18 protein-coding genes and 5 pseudogenes are annotated in these 19,720 nt (G+C 66.6%); 8 read left to right on the top strand and 15 right to left on the bottom strand.

All coding sequences use genetic code 11. The annotated features are described in order from the left end of the window. Positions 1-133: 133 nt before the first annotated feature. From TU31_RS38385 to TU31_RS35680, 4 genes and pseudogenes are all read right to left on the bottom strand, one after another. Positions 134-244: pseudogene (locus TU31_RS38385) on the bottom strand (transporter); the annotation flags it as partial. Continuing rightward, a pseudogene (locus TU31_RS40150) lies at positions 234-407 on the bottom strand (GNAT family N-acetyltransferase); the annotation flags it as partial. The pseudogenes TU31_RS40150 and TU31_RS38385, both read right to left, overlap by 11 nt. 1,446 nt (positions 408-1,853) lie before the next feature. After that, complete coding sequence (locus tag TU31_RS35685) at positions 1,854-3,017, bottom strand: ADP-ribosylglycohydrolase family protein (protein WP_042162562.1); 1,164 nt, start codon at positions 3,015-3,017, stop codon at positions 1,854-1,856. A gap of 72 nt (positions 3,018-3,089) precedes the next feature. Next, positions 3,090-3,665, bottom strand: a complete 576-nt coding sequence (locus tag TU31_RS35680; RefSeq protein ID WP_042162561.1) for a hypothetical protein — start codon at positions 3,663-3,665, stop codon at positions 3,090-3,092. An 89-nt stretch (positions 3,666-3,754) separates the two neighbouring features. Between TU31_RS35680 and TU31_RS40745 the strand changes: the two are divergent. Continuing rightward, positions 3,755-3,847 (top strand): annotated as a pseudogene (locus tag TU31_RS40745) (phosphorothioated DNA-binding restriction endonuclease); the annotation flags it as partial. 267 nt (positions 3,848-4,114) lie between these two features. Here TU31_RS40745 and TU31_RS38975 read toward each other — a convergent pair. Then, positions 4,115-4,765 carry a hypothetical protein gene (locus TU31_RS38975; RefSeq protein WP_042162559.1) on the bottom strand — a complete coding sequence of 217 codons (651 nt, stop codon included), beginning with the start codon at positions 4,763-4,765 and terminating at the stop codon, positions 4,115-4,117. Positions 4,766-5,065: 300 nt separating this feature from the next. Next, positions 5,066-6,403, bottom strand: a complete 1,338-nt coding sequence (locus TU31_RS35670) for a tetratricopeptide repeat protein (protein WP_245699005.1) — start codon at positions 6,401-6,403, stop codon at positions 5,066-5,068. On the opposite strand from TU31_RS35670, the gene TU31_RS40145 reads away from it, so the two are divergent. Continuing rightward, positions 6,290-6,598 carry a transposase gene (locus TU31_RS40145; RefSeq protein WP_245699003.1) on the top strand — a complete coding sequence of 103 codons (309 nt, stop codon included), beginning with the start codon at positions 6,290-6,292 and terminating at the stop codon, positions 6,596-6,598. The two genes, TU31_RS35670 and TU31_RS40145, sit on opposite strands and share 114 nt — an antisense overlap. A 113-nt stretch (positions 6,599-6,711) precedes the next feature. Here the strand turns inward: TU31_RS40145 and TU31_RS35660 are convergent, their stop codons facing one another. From TU31_RS35660 to TU31_RS35640, 5 genes are all read right to left on the bottom strand, one after another. Then, positions 6,712-7,614, bottom strand: coding sequence for an aminoglycoside phosphotransferase family protein (locus tag TU31_RS35660; RefSeq protein ID WP_042162557.1), 903 nt, complete (start codon positions 7,612-7,614; stop codon positions 6,712-6,714). A 379-nt stretch (positions 7,615-7,993) separates the two neighbouring features. Beyond that, positions 7,994-8,836: a MerR family transcriptional regulator gene (locus TU31_RS35655; protein WP_042162555.1), complete on the bottom strand. Its 843-nt coding sequence runs from the start codon at positions 8,834-8,836 to the stop codon at positions 7,994-7,996. A 200-nt stretch (positions 8,837-9,036) separates the two neighbouring features. Then, the gene (gene ku / locus TU31_RS40740) at positions 9,037-9,756 is read right to left on the bottom strand and encodes a non-homologous end joining protein Ku (protein WP_078886146.1); all 720 of its coding nucleotides are present in this window, start codon (positions 9,754-9,756) and stop codon (positions 9,037-9,039) included. Between the two features lie 578 nt (positions 9,757-10,334). Continuing rightward, complete coding sequence (locus TU31_RS35645; RefSeq protein ID WP_158894915.1) at positions 10,335-11,519, bottom strand: HEAT repeat domain-containing protein; 1,185 nt, start codon at positions 11,517-11,519, stop codon at positions 10,335-10,337. 248 nt (positions 11,520-11,767) lie between these two features. Then, positions 11,768-11,968: a DUF6207 family protein gene (locus TU31_RS35640; RefSeq protein WP_042162549.1), complete on the bottom strand. Its 201-nt coding sequence runs from the start codon at positions 11,966-11,968 to the stop codon at positions 11,768-11,770. 383 nt (positions 11,969-12,351) lie between these two features. On the opposite strand from TU31_RS35640, the gene TU31_RS35635 reads away from it, so the two are divergent. From TU31_RS35635 to TU31_RS38970, 3 genes are all read left to right on the top strand, one after another. Then, on the top strand, positions 12,352-12,837 hold the full coding sequence (locus tag TU31_RS35635; RefSeq protein WP_045867354.1) for an HNH endonuclease family protein: 486 nt from the start codon (positions 12,352-12,354) through the stop codon (positions 12,835-12,837). 431 nt (positions 12,838-13,268) lie between these two features. Continuing rightward, positions 13,269-13,391 (top strand): hypothetical protein, encoded by a 123-nt coding sequence (locus tag TU31_RS40405; protein WP_275451885.1) that lies wholly within the window; start codon positions 13,269-13,271, stop codon positions 13,389-13,391. Positions 13,392-13,464: 73 nt separating this feature from the next. Continuing rightward, the gene (locus TU31_RS38970; protein ID WP_158894912.1) at positions 13,465-13,929 is read left to right on the top strand and encodes a hypothetical protein; all 465 of its coding nucleotides are present in this window, start codon (positions 13,465-13,467) and stop codon (positions 13,927-13,929) included. A gap of 49 nt (positions 13,930-13,978) precedes the next feature. Here TU31_RS38970 and TU31_RS37725 read toward each other — a convergent pair whose 3' ends face one another. Both TU31_RS37725 and TU31_RS35630 read right to left on the bottom strand, forming a co-directional pair. Further along, on the bottom strand, positions 13,979-14,914 hold the full coding sequence (locus tag TU31_RS37725) for a NucA/NucB deoxyribonuclease domain-containing protein (protein WP_158894909.1): 936 nt from the start codon (positions 14,912-14,914) through the stop codon (positions 13,979-13,981). Between the two features lie 1,282 nt (positions 14,915-16,196). After that, positions 16,197-16,496: a hypothetical protein gene (locus tag TU31_RS35630; protein WP_052719161.1), complete on the bottom strand. Its 300-nt coding sequence runs from the start codon at positions 16,494-16,496 to the stop codon at positions 16,197-16,199. Between the two features lie 106 nt (positions 16,497-16,602). Between TU31_RS35630 and TU31_RS39455 the strand changes: the two are divergent. Continuing rightward, positions 16,603-16,718 (top strand): annotated as a pseudogene (locus tag TU31_RS39455) (ATP-binding protein); the annotation flags it as partial. 137 nt (positions 16,719-16,855) lie between these two features. Here the strand turns inward: TU31_RS39455 and TU31_RS35625 are convergent. Then, complete coding sequence (locus TU31_RS35625; protein ID WP_042162547.1) at positions 16,856-17,377, bottom strand: HAD domain-containing protein; 522 nt, start codon at positions 17,375-17,377, stop codon at positions 16,856-16,858. Between the two features lie 521 nt (positions 17,378-17,898). Here TU31_RS35625 and TU31_RS35620 point away from each other — a divergent pair. Both TU31_RS35620 and TU31_RS35615 read left to right on the top strand, forming a co-directional pair. Continuing rightward, entirely contained in the window at positions 17,899-18,276 is a 378-nt protein-coding gene (locus tag TU31_RS35620) for a hypothetical protein (protein WP_158894906.1), read from the top strand. Positions 18,277-18,767: 491 nt separating this feature from the next. Next, the gene (locus TU31_RS35615) at positions 18,768-19,316 is read left to right on the top strand and encodes an HAD domain-containing protein (protein WP_042162546.1); all 549 of its coding nucleotides are present in this window, start codon (positions 18,768-18,770) and stop codon (positions 19,314-19,316) included. Between the two features lie 268 nt (positions 19,317-19,584). Here the strand turns inward: TU31_RS35615 and TU31_RS40135 are convergent. Beyond that, positions 19,585-19,720: pseudogene (locus TU31_RS40135) on the bottom strand (IS5/IS1182 family transposase); the annotation flags it as partial.

The following is a 19,720-nucleotide window of genomic DNA, read 5'->3' as shown; positions in this document are numbered from 1 at the left end:
GTCGTGTCCGTAATCCGTTCTTCAGGAGGACGACCTGCGCTTCATCGTGCGGGGTGGGAAGGAATCGGTGAAACAGGGCTCTTCTGCCTGGCTTCTGACCTTGCATCAGGGGCCCCACCCGCAGAAGAACGAGCTATGCTGCGGCGTAGTTGAGGCGGAACAGGTCTTGGGCACGCTCCAAGTCCCGCTCCGTGCACAACTGGAGCTCCAGGTCGCCCGTGCCGTGGTGGCCGAGCCCTGTCACTCCACCAGGCTGCCCTGGCCAGCAGGCGGTCACCGCGCAGGGCGCCCCACATCCACTCCGGACGTCGGCGGCCAGCGACAAGGTCGTCCGCCAATTCGTCATTGAGGACGTAAGGCAGTTGGGAGAAGAGGTCGAGTTCTTCGCATCCGGTGATCGGACGCATGGTCAGGTCGTTCGTTTTCACGGTCAAGGCACACTCCGGTGAAGGCGCCCGTCCGCTCCGGGGTCAGACGCGGTCCACACCCCGGGAGGACACAAGCGCGGTGATCATGGGGATCATGGGCTTATCCCTCCTCTCGCTGTCGTGGCCCCTCAACCCTCGTGGCGGGGGTCCAGCAGCAACGTCTACCCAACCGCAGCCCTCGTCCGCAAACCCTTTTCGACCAACCTGCTTCCGACAGTGCCGAACAGTGGGTCCCGGGCTGTCAGCTACAGGTTCCGATCACTGCGGTTCGTGATCCGGGAAGGCGGCTCACGAGGCTTGTCCCGGTGGCGGTTTCACGGAGCCCCGTGATCTCTTCGTGCTGGGCGGCGAGCCGGGCCAGGCCTGGGTCGGCAGTCGAGGGCGGTGGTGTTCGATGAGGCGACTCGTGGGAGGCGCGCCGACGATGTTCGTGCCCCGGGCGTCATCCGGGGCTACGCAGGTTCACACCTCGTCGGGCACGGCGGCGACGGTGCGACACCTGGGGCACTCGATATGCTCTGCGGAACCGGCGCTGAGCTGCGCAACCTGCCTCGCGCCACACTCGCCACCCCAGAAAACCCGCTTCGGCGGCATGCACGAGATGAAGGCCGGGCCCGTGGTCCTCGGTAGCTGCGTAGATGTCCACGGGCAGTGCGACCAGGCCGAAGGAGACCGTGCCCTGCCAGAGCGGTCGCATGGCTTCGACGCTACGCACTGGCCGGCCGGACCGCCGCCCGTCAGCATCCGTCCGGGCGGATGCCGGTGCGGAACGCCCCGCCGAGACCGCGGTAGCGCCTTCGTCCGCCGTCGAGCCTCTCGGACGCTGTGGCCGGCCCCGTGACGGCGTCGGGTAGACGAGCCGGGCACAGCCACAGCGACCCTGCGCCTCCCCACCGCCTCCGCTCTCCGGCGGCACGCTTACCCGATCACGCAGAGGACCCCAACGGCGCACATGCAGAGGACTGCGGCGATACGGGAGGCGGTAGTGCCCAGTCGCCCACACCTGCACAGCCGATCTGGTGGCGGAGGTTCGCGGCATTTGCCCGCAGGATCTTGGCGCGGGTGCTGCACCAGGAAGAGCAGAACTTCGGGCGGTGCACAGGGGCGGACAGAGCCTGCGCGCACACCATGCACGCGCACACCATGCAGTGGCCGGGACCGACGGCCGGCGCGAGGCTCTGGAGGAGCCGACGGGCCTGGTCTTCGGCGTCCTCGTGGCGCGGGATGACGTCCCCATGGCATCGGCCGTGCGGGACTGTCCTTGCGCGTGCGGGCCGTACATCTGGCCTGAGGTGTGCACGGATAGCACAGCCAGCCGACCCGTGAGACCTGATTGGCCTGGACCTTCTCTCTCGTTAGTTCGAAAGCGTCGATAGGAATTCGCCAACTCGACCATATGAACGTAGCTTTCAAGTAGTGGCGGCGTCAGCTGCTCGGGTAGCGCCCGGGTGCGAAGAACGACTCGTTGTACGGCTGGTGGGTGAGGGGGTGGAACGCCGCCGAGAAGTCGTCGGCCAGCTCGGTGATCGTGCCACGGCCCTCGACGGCGGTGAGCCAGGACGGGGGGAGGGCGAGGTCGCCGTGGTGGGCGCCGAGGAGGTTGCCGCAGATGGATCCCGTGGAGTCGCTGTCACCGGAGTGGTTGACGGAGAGCGGGAAGGCTGACTCAACGCGCGTGCGCCGGGGTGCCGGGTCGGCGGGGCGGGCGAGGGCACAGTAGACGGCGATAGCCAGGGCCTCCTCGGCGATCCAGCCGCCGCCGAGGGTTTCGACCTTCTCGGGGGTCGCTGTGCCGTCGGCAGCCAGGTCGACCGCCTTGCGCAGGGCGGCCGTCGTCTCCTCGTGGCCGGGATAGCGGGCGAGGAGTTCCATCGAGCGCAGCACGGCGCCTTCGAGGGAGTCGCCGTCCAGTAGGTGTCCGATCATGGCGGCGAAGGCACCGGCCGCGTAGTAGCCGGTGGGATGGCCATGGGTGATCTGGGCGCAGCGGGCGGCGAATTCGAAGGCTCGGCGAACGGGCATGCCGGTGAGGCCGAAGGGAGCCGAGCGCATGACCGTGCCGCAGCCCTTGGAGTCGGGGTTGACCGGCCCCGGCGCTCCGAGCTCGCCGAGCGTGTCGGGGATGTGCTCGTAGCGGAGGCCGGAGACGCAGGCGTTGCCGGGGGCACGGCGGGCGTAGAGCCAGGTCTGCTGGCGCAGCCAGCCGGTGCGGACGAGGGCGAGTTCGGCCGACGGCGGGGGCGCGGGGTGGTTCTGGGTGTCGAGCCAGCGCAGATAGGCGTTCCGCACGAGGACGGGCCCGGCGGAGCTGATGCCGTTGTCGGTGGCGGGGCCGTAGCGGGCGTAGGCGCGGATGAGGCCTTCCGCGGTGAAGAGGGTCATCTGGGTGTCATCGGAGACCTGGCCGAGGACGACGCCGCCGACCGGCAGGAAGCCGGTGACCCCGGACGGCCCGTAGCCGTTGCGGATCGAGGCCAGCGGCTGGAACTCGATCGGGTATCCCAGGGCGTCGCCTATCGCCCCGCCCAGAAGACAGCCACGGACACGGGCACGGCGGGCGACGATGTCGCCCCACGACTGACTGTTCAAGCCGGTTCCCTCACTTGATGGTTGTGCTCATGGTCATTGCGTCGATCGGTCGCGTGGTCGGAGCCTTCCGGCTCAGAAGATCCAGGCCAGGTAGAGGCTGAGCGCCGCACCACCGGCGCCGCCCAGGACCAGCCGCTTCATCCAGGCACTCGCGCGGGTTCCGGCGATCAACCGGCCCACGGCCACGGCCTGTCCCCTGCTCGGCATGATGCCGGTCGCGGCGAACGGGATCCCCAGCGCGGCGACGATCCAGCCGAGGAAGAACAGCGCGCACCAGCGCCAGATCTCGCCGAAGCCGGTGGCGAGGTAGCCGCTCACGGTCTGCTGGACGGGGACGCGGTCGCCCCGTTCGCGGTCTGCCGTGATGGTCGCCTCGTGATCGACGGTCGTTCCGTCGTCTGCGCGGAAGGTGCCGGCGCACACCGTCTTGTCGCTGTGGTGACGGCTTCCGTGGTCGATCCAGCAGCGCTCGACCGTGAGCGTGCCGTGACGACCGACGAGGCCCGCTGCGTGCGTCGAGTTGTACAGCGAGAAGCCGGCGCAGAGCAGCGCCAGAAAGAAGAAGAGGCCGCCGAAGAGACGCCCTTTCACACTCGGCGCGGGCATCGAGACGAACGGATCCGGCGTCCCCAGTCCTGGCTCCAGCATGGCGCTACCACCCCCTCCACTCCGGCTGCTCCCGTGATCGCTCACCTTACTCAGCCGGTGCGTCGGCCCCACTGTCAGTGCCATGCCCTAGGTCAGGATTCGCCGAAGAAGTACTGCGCACCTATGCCTTCGCGTGTGCGATGTGCGGGTACGACGGGACACTGGGACGGAACCCGGTCGGGACGAACCGCCCTATCTCCCCCGCCGCCAGCCGGAGTTCATGCCCGCCCAAGCCGAATCGAAGGATCACGTTCGGTAAGCGGTTAGCGTCTCAGGGTCAGCCGAAAGGGCTCAGCGTGGCAGTGCGCAGTACAGGACGTGGCAGTTGTCGGGGCCGCCGCAGCCGCCCCAGCGCAGTTGCCACTCTGCCTCGCCTGCCCCTCGGTCGGGCGCTCCAATACCGCCCCTTATGTGCCGTGCTCGTGCGGCAGCACGCGCCTGGTCCAGGCTCAGCCCCAGGTCTCGCCGCTGACAAGGGAGGGGCCGAAGTGACGAGCAGCGACGGAGGTGATCGCCGGCACGGCGCCTTCTTCCGCTGCGTGTTTGAAGGTGTGGACGATGCAGGTGCGCACCGGGTGGACCGGCTCGCCGGGTTCCCCGGAGTCGTTGGTGGCGAGGGGCCGGACTTGCGGGTGGGCCAGGGCGAAGCAGACCAGCGGAGTGCGGAGGTCTGCGAATTGGAAGTGGTCAACGATAGCCCGGTTGCCGAAGTCGAGGCAGTCGAAGACGACAGCGACGTCCTGGTCCCCGTACGGCGCCTGTTGCAGGGCCGGAAGCGCGTCGAGGACCGCGTCACCGCGAGCGAGCAGACGGGCCCGCTCGTGCGAATCGCCCCACGGTGGCGGGTCGTTGTCCGCTAGCTCTTCAGGGACCTCATCCGAGCGCAGCAGTGTCCCCACAGCCGGGCGGTCCCAGCGCGCCTGCCCGCTGACACTGCCCCAGTTCAGGCTCGCATTGACGCAGAGTTCGCCCGCTATCAGCGCCCAGGGCGTACGGACCACACGCTCGCGCGCCAGGTCGACCACAAGGCGGCTGAATGCCTCCCGAGACAGCAGACCCGGCTTTTCGGGCGCTATGAACGCGTCGGTCCAGATTCCCATGTGACCGGTTGTAACAGAGCAAATCCGCCCGGAGCCAGCGAGAATCGACTCCTCGGGGACGGGCGTTGTCACGGGAGCCGTCACACTCACCGCCCGGCGCCCGGCGCCCGGCGCATACGATTCGGCCCCGGCTGCTGTCCCACAGGGGAAGGGCAGCGACCGAGGCCGACGGTGTGCACACTAGCGAGCTGATCAGCAGGTTCACGGGTCTTGAGGAAGTTTGTGCCGCTTGGTGAACAACCGGGACGCGTCGAGCGGTCCGCGATCGGGCTCGATCGGGCCGGACAGAAGTAGCTCGCATCAGGCGCTGGCGAGGAAGTCGATGGCGCGTTCGTCCAGTTCGGCCGCGCAGCGTACGCCGCGGGTGCGGAAGCGGGCGAGGTCGCTGCGCATGCGGGTGACGGCCTTACGGGTGCGGACGGACCGTACGCCGTTCATGTGGTCCAGGGCCCGGTTCCAGGTGGCGCACGCTTGCTCGATCTGGCCGCGTTTGAGCTGCATTTCGGCGCCGGCGACCAGGTCCAGGGCGACGATCCGCGCGTAGGTACCGGCGGGGCGGGCATCGGCGGCGCGGCTGTACTGTTCGGCGGCGGTCCGGTGGTCGCCGAGCGTCTCGTAGACCTTGGCGTTGCGCGAGTACACCGATGCGGCCGGAGGTCCCCAGGCCAGGGCCCAGAACGGCACTTCGTCGCCGGGGTCTGCGGTCAGCAGGGCGCTGGCCCGCTCGGCTTCGGCGAGGGCGGTCGTGCGGTGTCCGGCCTTGGCAAGGGTGTGGGCGTGGACGACGCGGAAGAAAGACTCCGTCTGGGTATCGACTTTGCCCTTGGCGCGATTGAGTCCTGTTTCTGCCAGGCCGAGGCAGTGTTCGGGCCGGTGCAGCTTGAGTCCTTGCATGGCCATCGTGCGCATCACGAACCCGTCGTTCCCGGGGACGTCGGATTCGACGGCGAGCGCGTAGCACTGAAGGTAGTAGCGCTGCGCGAGTCCTTGCTGGCCTGCGTCGTAGGACTTCCAGCCCAGCAGGCGCACGCCGCGGGAGGCGGCGGAGAGCATGTGCTGGCGGATTTCCCCTGTGCGGAAGCGCCCCCGGCACAGGGGAGCGACGTCGTCGCGCAGGTACTGCACGAGCGCGCTGCGGCCGTGTTGACCGCCGTGGCGTTCGTCCATCTCGGAGAAGACGCGCACCATGTCGCGCACGGCGGCGACCTCGGCCATGCCGACGGCGTGACCGGAGCGGGCCGCAGCGGTGCGGTCAGCGATCTCCTGCACGTAGGTCAGGGGCAGAGCAGCGGCGGCCACCGAGTACGCGGAGGAAGTGAGGAAACGTCGCCGGTCCAACTCGAACCTCCACATCGGCAGCAGGGCGTCGATCGGGTCGGCCCCGAGGGCCAGCCCGATGCTGTCATCCTCCTCAGGCTCAGCTAATCCGAGGTCGGCCGGGGTGAGCAGACGGCCCAGCCGCCTGGACAGCCCGACGGCGAGGTAACGGCCGGTGTCGCCCTGGCGGGTAACGCCGGCGATCCAGTGCTCGACGGTCGACTTGTTGGTCTGTCCTGCGATCTCGCTCGGGCGTTCGCCGATCTGGCCCGTCACCAGCGCGGCTACCTGCTGCAGGAGTGGATCCGGCAGGCTGAGCAAGATGCTCCGAAGCCGATGAAGGGCTTCGCCGGCTTCCTCCGCCAAGACCTCGACGCCGTTACCGCTGGACTGACGCTGCCGTGGAGCTCCGGGGTCGTCGAAGGACACGTGAACCGGGTGAAAACGCTCAAGCGAGCCATGTACGGCCGAGCCTCGTTCGAACTCCTCCGGACCCGGATCCTCACCCAGCCATGACCTTTGGCCTACCGCAGCGAAGGTTGAGCGTTCTCACCGAAGATTGAGCACCGAGTCGCGCAAGACCGAACGTATGGGAGTCGGGTGGGCCTCTGAAGCTCGTCGCCCCGTGTCTACATCAAATCGCCTCTCAGGACACGATCGAGCGCCGCCTGGCCTGCGGGTCCCCATGTCGGCTTGCCGCCAGGAAGACCCCGATCTCCGTTCTGGCCCATAAGCATGAGGAACAGGCTTTTCAGAGCAGCCAGCCCGCGGGCGCGCCGGATCGTCGCCTCGTCCACGTGTGCGTACACGTCGAAGAATCGTGAGGCGGCGCCTGTGGGAAGGACCACCCATGCGGCCGCGAGGTCCCACGCCGGATCGCCGGCGAACATGTCACCGAAGTCGATCACGCCCGACAGCGTGCCGTCCGAGACGACGACATTCGCGGGATGAAGGTCACCGTGCACCCATACCGGCGGGCCCTCCCACTCGGGTGCCGCAACGGCATCATCCCAGACCGCCCGGACCTCGTTGGCAATGCCGCCGGGGACAACGGCTTGAAAGAAGTGGTCGAAGCCGTCCGTGCACTTCTTGGGGTGAGCGCCGCGGTCCGAACTGGTCGGCGCCTCGGCGGGCGCCTCCACATGGAGTGCCATGAGGAAGCCCGCCAGCGTGTTGGCCGCGTGGTCGCCGCGGCTGATCGGGGTGTGGTCCAGTGGCTCGCCAGGAACCCACGTCATGATGGTCCAGGGCCTCGGGAAGCGTGCGGACGGTTCACCGGTCCGCACAGGGATCGGGACCGGGAGCGGCAGGCGCGGGGCCAGGACGGGCAGCCATCGGCACTCCTTGCGTTGGAGATCCGGGGCACGTTCTGTACGCGGCATGCGCACGGCCAACTCGTCGCCAAGGCGCCACTGTTGGTTGTCCCATCCGCCCGCTACCTCACGGATGGCCAGCCCTGCAAGGTCCGGATGCTGCTCCTGCAGCAGGTCGTGGACCAGGTCTGCGGTGATCTCGATCACGGAGTCGGTCATACGAAGCCACAGTACTGGGGCAGGCGAAGCGGCTTTCGCTCTCCGGCAGACCGTCTCCCCAGGCAGCCAGGCCCTAAAAGCCACTCAGCCTTCGCTGAGAAACGTAGCGGTCACCATCCTCCGTTGACACCGCTCAACCTTCGCTGCGAAAGGTCAAGCTTCACGGAACTGCGGACAGAGCCTTGAAAACGGTCAGGGATGCTCTTCGCATCACTTGGCTCTGGTGTTCAACGAAGTGGGGAGTTTCAAAGGAGCGTGGCCCGGGTCGTCGGCTTGGGTCTCCCGCTCGTGGAGTGTGCGGGCCGTGTCGAGACGTCGAGACGCTGGCTTCCTGTATCGGTGGCCAAGCCGGGATCCTCACTCACGGCCACACCAGCGATCAGCTGCCTGCGGAGAGGTCCCCGTCAAGGAGCTGTGCCGTGAGTTCCATGCACCGCGTCCGGGCCGCGGAGAAGTCGTAGGGCATCTTGGTGACCGCTTCGAAGGCGCTCATCTGGGCGTCCTCCTCGCCGCTCGCCTCGGCGTCGTAGATCTCGAAGAGCTTCTCCTCGGCCGCGTCCAGTCCGGCCGCTTCAATGGCCTGGCGCAGGGCCTTGTGGTGGGCGCAGTGCTGCGCGGCGAGTTCCTCGACCTGCGGGTCGTGGGGGCCGACGGTGTCATCGAGGGCGGCGTCGGCCGCGTCGAGGCGGTCTGCCTCGGCCCGTAGGTCGGGGTGGGTGGCCACGGTGATGAACACGCTGGCCTGAATTGCGGCTCCCAGCGGCCCGAAGATCCGTTCCGTGACCAGCAGGGCGTCCAGGTCGGAGGGGCGCAGTGCGCCAGAAGGCAGGTGGCTGAGCCGGTCCGTGACCAAGGGGGAGAGCAAGCCCAGTGGGCTGCCCACGACCCGCAGGCGCTGGACTGCCGCGCGCTGACGCTTGATGTCGGCCTCCTGGGCGGCCAGGGTCTCCTCCAGCCGGCCCAGGACGTCCTCAATGTCCGGGGCTTCGTCGAAGGCAGCCCGCATGTCGTCCAGGCTGATGCCGGCCTCGGACATCTTGCGGATCCACAGCAGGCGGATCATGTCGTCGTAGCCGTAGCGGCGGCGTCCGTCTCCGCCTCGCTCGGGCTCCGGCAGCAGACCGATCTGGTGGTAGTGGCGAATGGCGCGCGGGGTGGTCCCGGCGAAGGCGGCGGCATCACCGATCTTGACCTCGCGGGGAGGCGTGACGGAGGGGTACATCGCAGACAGGGCCTTTCGTGCTGTGGTGCCCTCGACGACACCACATGCCGCTACGGCATATGCAACTACACACCACCCAGATCCTGACGGGCTATCGGGCGGTCCCTCGCTATTGGTGTCCCGTACCAGGACAGGCCCGGAATGGGTGGGGAGAGCCGTCGAGCAGGTCTGATGGCACCCCCAGCAGGGCTTGGGGATTTTCAAGGAGCTCCATCAGCCGTCGGCAATCCGGCGACGTCCTGGTGGCCTTCTAGGGCTTGTCCGATGGGGCATGGCCCACTGCCGCCTGCACATGCTGGCGGAACTGATCGGGCGTCACGATCCCGGGCGATGGGTGCCCGGACGGGTAAAACACGCCCTGGCAGGCGTAGCAGAAGCGCGCCTCGGCGGTGAGTGCGGTCGCACGGGCCACTCCGTCCCGAGCCCGGCGTGCGTCCCGGGCCTCCGCTCCCGTTGCGCGGCCGCAGAACGGACAGCCGCTCCCGAGACCGGAGGGCCACCTTGCACACCGCCAGGCGGCCGGACCGGGCCAGAGCCTGGACCAGCAGGGCGTATGGCTTCTCGGCCCCGGGGCCGTGGGCGCCCACCCAGTACGGGCGGGCATACAGCAGCGGGTCGACCTGGGCTTCGTCGACGAAGCCCAGGACATCGATCACACGCTTTGTGGGCAGCGGCAGGGCTTCCAGGTCGGCATCTTGGATGACCACTGTGCGGCCGTCGGGTGCCTCCCAGCCGCGGGCGGTCTCCTCCGGCCCGACCTCACGGCCGTCCAGCTCGCACACCCGCCGGTGGCGGATGCGGCCGCCGTCGACCGCATGCACGAGATGAAGACCAGGCCCGTGATCCTCGGTCGCTGCATAGATGTCCACGGGGAGCGCGACCAGGCCGAAGGAGACCGTGCCCTGCCAGAGCGATCGCATGGCTCGACGGTACGCACGGGCCGTCCGGGGCGCCGCCCGTCAGCATCCGTCCGGGCGGATGTCGGTGCGGAGCGTCCCGCCGAGACGGCGGTCGCCAGCACCATGGCCCCCGGAGCCCTTCGAGGGGCCCGTCGCTCAAGCCGCCCGTGAGCTGCGCCGCTCGCCGGGACGCAGTGGTGCGCCGCGGGCCCGTGCCTGCAGCGCACCACTGCGTCCCGGTGAGGAAAAGGATCGCGAACGCGTCCTCTGCCCATGCTGCTGCCCCCCTGAGTCCCACTTCGGAGCCAGCAAACAGCCGGAATGAATCCCAGCAGGACGGACCGCGTGGGCTACACCCGCTCGAACTCCACGTCGGTGCTCCCACAGCCGGCAACATCCACTGGGCCGGGTCCTGGTCGGCCTTGGGCCTGTTGCTCTTGGCGGTGACGCAACCAGGGAGCGGTCGTCGCCGAGGTCGTTGCCGTAAGCCTGCCGTCGGGTGGCGGTCCGCTGGGAGGCGCCAGCTGGCGGGGAGCGTCATTCGAATCCTGCGGAATTTCTTTGGCTCCCGATGCGCCTGACCAGCCCTGGGGAGGGGGTCAGCGGCCGTCTCGTCGCCACTCGTAACGCCATGCCGCACCGAGGTAGTGCTCCTCATCCGGGTAGGCGGGCTGCGGCGGGCCAAGTCGACGCGCCCCCTCCACGCACCGTTCGTCGTGGTGGAGGGCGAGCCCGTACACCGCGATGACCTGGACGCGGCGGTCCTCGTCGTCCAGCAGAGCAGCCATGGCATCGGTGAGGACGGGATCGCGGTCCTTGCCCTCAGCAATCGTGAGGCAGGCGTCCTGCCGCACCCCCGCTTCCGGGTCGCGTATCAGCTCTCGCAGCGCCCTGCGAACGGCATCGGAGAAGGCAGGTGGCGAGGGCCAGACACTGAGCCCGCGCGCCACCGCACGCCGGACTCGGGTGTCATGGTGGCCGGCGTAGGGCAGGAGGGCCTCTTGTGCTCCGGGGGCGGCGTGTTCTCCGAGAGCGACCAGCACCTCGGCGAGGACGGCGAGGTCCGTCTCCTTGGCCGACCAGTCGGTGAACGCGTCCAGAGCGGGGCCGGCGAACGCGTCCTCGTCGCTGTCATCGAAGAGATGGGTCAGCCGCAGTACCTCGGCACCGAACAACCGGTGAACCGGGTCCGTGTGCGTGCGCAGCTCCGCAGCTGCAGTCCAGGTCGCCGGGTCGCGCCGGTGAGCCAGCAGAATGGTGGCACTTGCCCATGCCGTGTGGTTCTGGCCGGCGTGGGCCAATGCCCGGTCCATGAGCTCCTCGAACGAGGTGCGGACGCCGAGCAGCTCCTCCAGGTGCGTGAGGATCGCCCCATGCCCGTCCCGCACGGTAATACCGTCAAGGGTGAACTCGTCGACGCTGTTGAACTCGTCGTCCTGGACTCGGGTCCGGGCGACGACATCCTCGGAACCTGTGCGCCGCCGCAGTTCGGCCTCGACCCCCGTCTCACGCCAGTGGCGGGCGAGGTCCCGCATGCTCAGTAGCTCCGACTTGGCGTAGCGTCCCCGGATCCTGTCGTCCAGGAGGGCCTGGACCAACGCGGGCGAGCCCCAATCAACCGCCTCGCGCAGCGGCACCAGGCCGCCCGGTGCGCTCTGGCGCGGATCCGCGCCGTACTGGAGCAGCAGTTGGGCGATGGCTCCGGAGTGCGCCCGGACCGCCAGACGGAACGCGGCGTCGCCTACGTCGGGGGGACCGCTGTCCTCCCGGAGAAGCCTCTTCACCGAGGCAGTGTCTCCGGCCCGGACCGCGCAGATCAGCGGAGACTCGGCGTTCGCAGCACCGTTCACACCCGTATCCCTACCGGGAGCTGTACCCATGCTTCTGCTCCCCCTGGTCGCATTCTATTGGGCCTTCCCATCCTCGACAGTGATTCATGGTCATTTTCCCGTCGAGACGTAGGGATTCGCTTTCGAATCTTCGACGGCGAGGACTATTCAGCAGGTGCCGGAGTCCAAATTGCTGCCGCCGGTCAGGGTGTGCGGCGGAGGTCGGCGTAGGCGCGGACGGTGACGCCGGCCTGGCCGGGCGTGTGCCAGGGGGCGGAGGGCCCGCTGGAGAGCCATAGCCCGCCGAGCGCGGCCACTGCCTGGGTAGCGGTCTCTTCGTCGGCCGCAGTGATGTCCACAACGACAAGTCCCGGCTCCCTGAGGTGCTCTTCGTTGATCTTCATGACCTCACAGACGCGGTGCCCGAGTAGGCAGTTCGTCAGAGACGCAGAAGTCACCCGGTTGTGGGAGGACATGACGGCGACGACCGCACAGGGAGGCGTCCATGGGCCGGCCGCCGCGACTGGGTTCACTGGTTGACGTGTCCTGGTGCGGTGGGTAGACCCATAGAGCCTGACATCACCCCACCCGGCAGGGAGCCCTATGTACCGCACGCGCCGCCTGGCGGCCCTCGCCTGCCCCCTCCTGCTGCTGCTCTCCGCGGCCGCGTGCACTCCCGCTACGACTCATAAGGACGCCAAGCCGTCGGCCGAGCCGAGCGCGACGTCCTCCGAGGGCAAGAAGGGCACCCTGCACCTAACGGATGTGATAGGCCGACAAGTTCCACCTGTGGACCGACGCAGACCACGACGGCTGCGACACCCGCAAGGAGGTCCTGCTCGCCGAGGCGGTCAAAAGGCCCCGCCAGGGCAAGAGCTGCCGCCTGACCGGCGGCACCTGGCGCTCCTACTACGACGACCGCACCGTTACCGATGCCCGCAAGCTCGACATCGACCACGTCGTCCCCCTCGCCGAAGCCTGGGACTCCGGCGCCTCGAAATGGACCGCGCAACGCCGCGAGCAGTACGCCAACGACCTGGGCGCCGACCGCAGCCTCGTCGCGGTCAGCCTGGGCCCCAACCGCACCAAGGGCGACAAGGACCCCGCCGAGTGGATGCCACCCGCCAAGGACGCCACCTGCACCTACGTCACCGACTGGCTCACCGCGAAACTCCGCTGGAATCTGACCGTCGACCCCACTGAAGCCAGGGCCCTGCGGACGATCGCGGCCAGTTGCCCGGATGCGACGGTGACGTTCAAGCCGGCACCGTAGCCGAACGGGCATGGCGCCGCCTTGATCTGCATAGCGATGCAGGTGGGGGCTCTGACTTCAGAGGCGCTGCACCGCCCTCCGGAACGGTGGACCTCCGGTCCGCACAGGCCGCCTGATGCCAGGACAGCGAGCGGGACTGGCCGGAGGAAGTGCTGCTGGAAAGATTCACGTACGGATCCATCGGGCTCGGGGAGGTGGCGTCTGCGGAAACAGGTCGCCCGCGGTGGAGGGACACCGACGGGTGACGAGGCGTCACAACGCCTGGCGTGGTTTCGCCGGAATTTCGGCTACGTCCCGCAGCCATACGAACAACTTGCGGGCTGGTACCTGAAGATGAACCAAACCCCCGACGCACGCCGGGTGCTCCTGGAGAAGCAGCGCCACCTCCGCCGCATGCTGCCCCCGGCCGGGCGTGTGGGGTCATCTGCTGGATGCCACCGTTGGTTACGGCTACCGCCCGCGTCTGCACCCTCGACCTGCTGATTCCCATCGGAGGTCTCGGCCAGCACACTGGCTGGTACTGGGCGGACAGCGACACCCAGTGGCTGGCCTAGGTGCTGATCGCCGCAGTCGTCAGCCCGTGGTCACACTGCGACGACTATGCTCGCTGCAAAGCGATAAGGGGGCATGGTGGCTAATCTTGTTCATCGGCAGGAGCTGGAAGTAGAAGTCGAATTCTACTCGTTCGCACTTCAAGAGGCGGATGACAACCTTGTTCCGTTACCGTTTCCGGAAGGCTCAGAATCAGGCAATTTCCTGTCTTTCCGTGAACGAAGAATCGATATCGAAAGTGGCGGCCATACGCACACGGCATCTCTGACGGCCGAGGTATGGGACTCGGAACCAAGAAAAGATGCCAGTGGGGGCTGGGAAGCCGAAGGCGAGGGCGAGATCGAATCACTAACCGGAGAGCTGACAATCTGCCAGATGATGGGGAATTCGGGAACGTACATCCAACTCGGACGGCCGCACACGATTTGGAAGGCACGCGTCCAATGCTCGGGACGTGAGGCCGTACATCAACTGGCTCAAGTCGACGTTCCCGTAGGTGTCGAACAATATCTGGTGCAACTCTGGCCCGCCGGCGATTGAGACTACGCAGCAGCCGGGTGGGGAGATAGCGACCCCACCCGGCTCGAGGTCAATCTATTGTCATGAGGTAGGCGTCAACTTCTTTCCCCTTGGAGTCTCTGCCATGCAGGATCCGGTTTTTGTCATAGAAGAGAGCCAGGATCGTGCCGCCCGCCTTGTTCTGTGCCTTGGGGATGGGAAGAGCGGAGAAGTTATCCTTCGGCGCTGAGGGCTCCTTCGAATGTTGACCCGCGCCCTCGTATGTGCTGGCGAACGGGTATTCGTCACATTCACGCGGGCCTGCTGGGTCGCTCGTCGCGTAGTCCTTACCCCAGTAAGTCACACACATTCTCACTGCTGTTCGGCGGTTTGCCCGGTAGCGGGACTTGTCGCGATCGGGATACAGCCGGTGCAGCGGTCGCTTCAACTCGAACCCGGGAACGTTCTTGTGCGAGTTCGGTGGCTTGGTTTTGCTGGGATTCGTGTGGGCCAGCTTGAGATGGTCGGCCACCGCCTTCTCAGGGGCGCCCTGCTTGGAGCTGTAGTGCAGGGTGGCCTTGTTGGCGAATGCGACTCCGCCGCGTTTCTTGGGGTCGGATGCTCTACTGTTGGGAAGATAGGGGGCGGCGTCCCAATTCATGGCCGTAAAGGTGACTCGTTCCGGGCCAGGATTAGTTCCGACGTATCCTGTGGGGTACTTGACTGACACGGAAGGGTCGTACGCCATGGTGATCAGGTCATCAGGCTTCGCACCTTGACCAGCATCGAAGATCACGTTGTGTCTGTAGTTGGGCGCCGCACGAAGCGCATCAAAGGATTTCTTCGGCGGTATTAGACCAGACTCCCGCTTCCGAGCGTGGGAGACCAGTATCGTCTGCTCAACCTTGGTATTTACGATCAGGCCGCTCGTCTTCGTGTTGCCCGTGGCAGCGAAGTTCGAGAAATGATAGTCGAAGCGAACCGAGCGATCTTTGGCATCCGGGACGGTGCCGAGCACCGTCACCATAAACCCCGACTCCCCTACAGGCCGACCATTCCTTCCCCACACCTGCAGAAGCTGCAAGGCTCCGCACATAGCAAACCGTGACTTGAAGTAGAACAAGCCATTATTGAGATTCTTATGGCACTCCTTATCCGACATCGACCGTGGCGGGTCGGGGTAGGTGCCACCATTTCCCGTCTGAACCGGCGGAGTAGAGCTCCGCACACCTGAGCCCTTTTCTTCCGACAAAAGGGAAGCCGCCGGGCCAGCTATTTCCCCTTGGCCCGCCTCTAGCCTCTGCCGTTCGAGAGACTTTCCCAACCGTGCCAGATATCCCGGCCTCTGGAGCTCGGAAAGTGTTGGGGGTTTCACCCCGATCGGGAGGGCGTAGGTATCCACACTCAGGCGGTCGGGTGCGGCCTCGGCAGGCGGAGTGAATGCCGTGACCGCTAACGTCGCAGCGGCCAGCGTGGCCCAGATCTTTCCTCTTCGTCGATATGCGCGCGTCAAAATGCGAGCCATTCCTATCCGGAGACACTCGATCGAGTCGAACAATTATTCGGATAGTAATGGCGGAACTCTTCATTCCGCGCGCTTTCCGACGTTCTGACCTAAAATGCTCGCCGGATGGCCGACCGAACGCATGAGGGGGACGCGGGCCGCTCCGGGCCACCGGTAGCCACTCACTCAAACCGACATCAATCGGATATTGCGTGAACGCTGACACCCCGGTCGCCACGCAACGCTCGGTTCCCTAGAGGCTATCTGGTCAACATTCAGGCTGTGACGCCCGTTTCACCCGATTCGATTCGCCAGCTTGGTGTGGATTCTGACACCCAAGAACAGCTCATTGTGCTAGTCGCAGTCCAGTGGATCACTGTACGGGATCACTGGTGCAGGGCTTCGCAGTCGCGTGCCGAACGCAGGTTCTGCATCAGCCAGCCGAACGTGTGCTCGATAGGGTCACCTCCGCCCTGGCGCCCGGGAGTTGCGCGGGGTGGCCTCGTTCGACGCATCCAGCCGGGCAGGAGGTCAACCCGCGACCAGGCCGCGGTGTCGAAGCCGGACGCAGAGCGCAGCGCCGGCCCACCTCCGCCTGCGCGGAGAGCACTCCCTGAAGCTGGCCGATCTCCCGCATGGAGGCGGCCCACCTCCGCCTGCGCGGGAATGAAAAACGTCGGCATTTGGCGGCGGGTGGAAAACCCTGCCGATGTTGGCGACCTGGGCGTCAGCTCGGCGTGCAGGAGCGAAATCGGCGAAGTAGCTCACGAGAGGTAGGGCTCTCGGCATCGAAGGTCTGGTCTTGTTATTCGGTCGGAACGCCTGGGCCCCAGATGCGTGCTCCGTGGCAGCGGAAGCAGAAGGCGCTCTCGAAGAGCAGATCGGTGGAGCTGTGTGCCCGGATTCCCCAGCCAGGGAGGAAGCAGCGGTACCTTTCGCTGCCTGGTAGATCGGCGATCAGCGTCAGGGCCTGCTGGGCTTGGTCCCTCTCCCAGGTCGCGACAGCCTCGCCGGCCAGGTCCTCCGAGGTGAGGTGCCTGGCGGGATCGGTGATGCGGACGACCTCGAGGAGGTCGGTCTTCACATGGGTGAGGGGCAGCAGCATGCTCCCTAGGCTCTCTAATTACGACGCCGCTGGCCAAGGCGGCCGGGAGGCAGTACCTCCATGCGATATGCGGCAGGGCTTGCGGGGTGCTTCTCGGGGGAGAGTCGGCGGTAACAAGACCTTCACCGACCCCCGCCTCTGCGCGGAGCCATCGTCGACCGCCTCACCTTCAACGGCACGATCATCGAGACCGGCACTGACTCCTACCGCCTCGCCAGCACCGGGGCTCGAGCCGAAGAGCCCGCCGCGGCATCTGACTCCTGCGGGTTTCCGCCTCGACGGCTCGCCGCCTCACGGACGGCGAGCCGTCCCCACGCATGCCGGGGTCCTTCTCGCCCTCAACACGTTCCCCAGTCGAATCAGACGAGCTGTCGCAGCCATGAGTCAAGAGCCGCATAGTCGCTGTCATCCAGGCCATGACGGGGATCGACACGATGGAGCAGGGCTTGCGCCTGATGATGGGCAGCGACCCAGGCCCGATCGGTGTCGGTGACCTCGTCGTCGACCCAGACGAACGGGCGCCCCGCAGCCCATTCGACAAGTGCGCGGGTCTTCCAGTGCAGTCCGTTCTGCTCGTCCCGGTCGTCGATGTCGGACGGTTCCGGCCAGACCACCACTGCCAACTGCGGCAGACCGATGAGTGGCGCAATGCACTCGTTCGCGTCAGCCATCCATGTCGTCGCCCAGACCACCTCGCACGAGAGCGCAGCCAGCCGGGGGCCATGCTCGGGATTGATCCTGGTCAGAAGCGGATTCGCGTCGGCGCCGAGCGGTTCGGGACCCGTTGCATAGGTCGGATACGCCTGGGACACCGCGCCGAAGGGGATGAGTGGTCCATCGACATCGAGAAACAGCAGCGGACGCTGCACCGAGCCAGTCACTGGAGCACGATAGCGACAGATCGCCCTGGGGACCGCCTCGATGACCAAGGCCCTACGGCTGGCCGCCGCTCCGTCTGCTGCTTTTTCTCGTGAACATCCACGGACTCCAAGACCCGCAACTGCTGCTAGAAGTGAACGAAACCACGCTGGCGACGCGTGCTGCTCCCCCGCCCTGGCCGGGCGTCGGTTGAGCCACCGGCCTGTTTCCCGCACGACGACGCTAACGTGATGTAAATGTCGCAACGGTCGGAGTTGGTGGAAGCAGTTCAGAACCGTGCTGTGCGCGTGTAACGATGCAGGTCACGAAGCTGCTCCCCGCACCCGCGGGGATGCCATCGTGCTCGTTATCACGGAACCGGGCCTGCTCCCCGCAGCCGCGGAGATGGCCCCGGGCCGGTGTTGTCGGAGCCGGAGAGGGCGACGCTGCTCCCCGCGCCCGCGGGGATACCGGACCACGCGATAGACATCCTGGCCGGCGTGAGTATCCGGACTCATGTGTGAAGGCCGCGGGCCTTTCATGCATGGAGCAGATGCCGTACCAGTACGGAAGTGGGCCGAGGCGCCCAGGTGACAACGATCGCGCGCCCTTGGCGGTGATCGCTCCGGCGATCGCGACCACCGTTGTCTTCGTGGAGGGGTTGGTGACCGGCTGGCTCGTTTGGCTGACTCCCGCCCTGTGTGGCAATTCTTGCGACAACGACCACTACCAGGCGAATTTTTCGTTCGGCCTCACGGTGGGTGCCTGTGGACTCATCGTCCCCGCGGGGTTGCTGCTGATCAGCTGGGTTCTGCCGTGGAGGCGTCGCCATAACGGGTCGCGGGTGGCCGCCGCTGTTCTGGCGCTGGTCCCCCTCACTGTGCTCTACGTCCTCTTCAACATCTTTCTCGCTCTGGCGTGAGGATCCGGGAGAGCGGGCATGCGCACTTCGAGTGCCGGTCGGGCTTCACTCGACTTGGCAGTGAAACGCTGACGCTGAAGTCAGGGCTCGGTGTGCTGTGGCAGTGGGTGCTGGGTGGGACTCGTTGCTCGACACCACGAACGGCGCTCCGCGGGGGTGCGGCACTGATCGATGGTCTCCTGGTCCATGCCGAGCGCTGTACGCCTCGTGCTCTGCTCCCCGCATTCGCGGGGATGCGCCCGCGAAGGCTCCTCACGTGCCGATGTGTTGGCTTGCTCCCCTCATCCGTCACGGTGAGGCGTGCCGGCCGCTGCTCCCCGCCTCACTGGGACAACAACGAAGGGAGCTGTCCCAGTGAGGCGGGGCCTGCGTCAAGATCGTCTCACCGCTCCAGAGCCCAGACTTACTGACATCTCTAGCTTCCAGAATTTCACTGGGTGGTCTCATCATCGGCCGATATCGTGCGATGCAGAGCCAAGGGGGATGAGCTGATGCGCCCAGTGCTGTTGGTGGACCTGGACGGACCACTGAATCCGTATGCCGCGAAGCCGCACCGTCGGCCTGAGGGCTATCAGACGCACCGCCTGCTGACGCCTCGATGGGAGGCCGCCGAGCGGCGCCGGCTGACTGAATGGGGGCTGCCGAACAAGCCCGTGAAGCCGCTGAGGGTATGGCTTAACCCGAACCACGGGCCGGCCCTGGATGCCCTTCCCTTCGACTTGGTGTGGGCCACGACGTGGGAGGAAGAAGCCAACGTTTTCATCGCACCAGTCCTGGGATTGCCGCAGTTGCCCTTCATTGGCTGGCCCTCACCGCGGGCCCAGCCCGGCGGCGGTGTGTTCTGGAAGACGCCTGAGATCGTCGCGTGGGCTTCGGGGCGCCCGTTCGCCTGGATCGACGACGAGATCACAGAGGCCGATCGCGCCGGGGTGAAGGAGCACCACAACGGTCCCGCCCTTCTGCATCGGATCGACCCCCGACGCGGCCTTGCCATCGACGACTTCGCCGCACTGACAACTTGGGCGACCGGCCTGGGCTGACTTCCCGCCGGTCAACAACGGCCCGCGACGCCGCTCCACAGGAACATTGCAGGACAGCCCTTAGCTTGTGTTTTAACCTCTGCCTCGGTCAGCCCTTGGCTGGTCGAGGCAGATAAGAGAGACCGCACGGAATTGCCAACTCTCAATCTTCATGCGACACACCGAGGTCGTGACGCATAGCGGTTCTCATGGTTCGGAGCATGTCCCAGACCTCGTACTGGGCCTGAGCCGCGGTCTCCATCGTTTCGCCTAGGCACTGTTTCTCGGATCATGTTCGGAGCCAGATCATGAGGGTCGCGACCGTGACGGTTCCGAGGTAGACGTAGGCACGTTTCTCGTAGCGGGTGGCCACGGCCCGGAAGCCCTTGAGGCGGTTGATGGCTCGCTCGACAGTGTTGCGTTTC

This window comes from Streptomyces lydicamycinicus (assembly GCF_000829715.2).
GTDB classification, from domain to species: domain Bacteria; phylum Actinomycetota; class Actinomycetes; order Streptomycetales; family Streptomycetaceae; genus Streptomyces; species Streptomyces lydicamycinicus.
This window is presented reverse-complemented; position numbering and strand designations above follow the sequence as displayed.

Bases quoted from the DNA above. Each gene is read 5' to 3' on its own strand.
- TU31_RS38970 (WP_158894912.1), top strand. From the start codon at position 13,465: ATGGTGGCTAATCTTGTTCATCGGCAGGAGCTGGAAGTAGAAGTCGAA.
- TU31_RS35660 (WP_042162557.1), bottom strand. From the start codon at position 7,614: ATGACCGACTCCGTGATCGAGATCACCGCAGACCTGGTCCACGACCTG.
- TU31_RS35655 (WP_042162555.1), bottom strand. From the start codon at position 8,836: ATGTACCCCTCCGTCACGCCTCCCCGCGAGGTCAAGATCGGTGATGCC.
- TU31_RS37725 (WP_158894909.1), bottom strand. From the start codon at position 14,914: ATGGTGACGGTGCTCGGCACCGTCCCGGATGCCAAAGATCGCTCGGTT.
- TU31_RS38975 (WP_042162559.1), bottom strand. From the start codon at position 4,765: ATGGGAATCTGGACCGACGCGTTCATAGCGCCCGAAAAGCCGGGTCTG.
- TU31_RS35620 (WP_158894906.1), top strand. From the start codon at position 17,899: ATGGAGCAGATGCCGTACCAGTACGGAAGTGGGCCGAGGCGCCCAGGT.
- TU31_RS40405 (WP_275451885.1), top strand. From the start codon at position 13,269: ATGCCACCGTTGGTTACGGCTACCGCCCGCGTCTGCACCCTCGACCTG.
- TU31_RS35630 (WP_052719161.1), bottom strand. From the start codon at position 16,496: ATGCTGCTGCCCCTCACCCATGTGAAGACCGACCTCCTCGAGGTCGTC.
- TU31_RS35680 (WP_042162561.1), bottom strand. From the start codon at position 3,665: ATGCTGGAGCCAGGACTGGGGACGCCGGATCCGTTCGTCTCGATGCCC.
- TU31_RS35640 (WP_042162549.1), bottom strand. From the start codon at position 11,968: ATGAAGATCAACGAAGAGCACCTCAGGGAGCCGGGACTTGTCGTTGTG.
- TU31_RS35615 (WP_042162546.1), top strand. From the start codon at position 18,768: ATGCGCCCAGTGCTGTTGGTGGACCTGGACGGACCACTGAATCCGTAT.
- ku (WP_078886146.1), bottom strand. From the start codon at position 9,756: ATGCGATCGCTCTGGCAGGGCACGGTCTCCTTCGGCCTGGTCGCGCTC.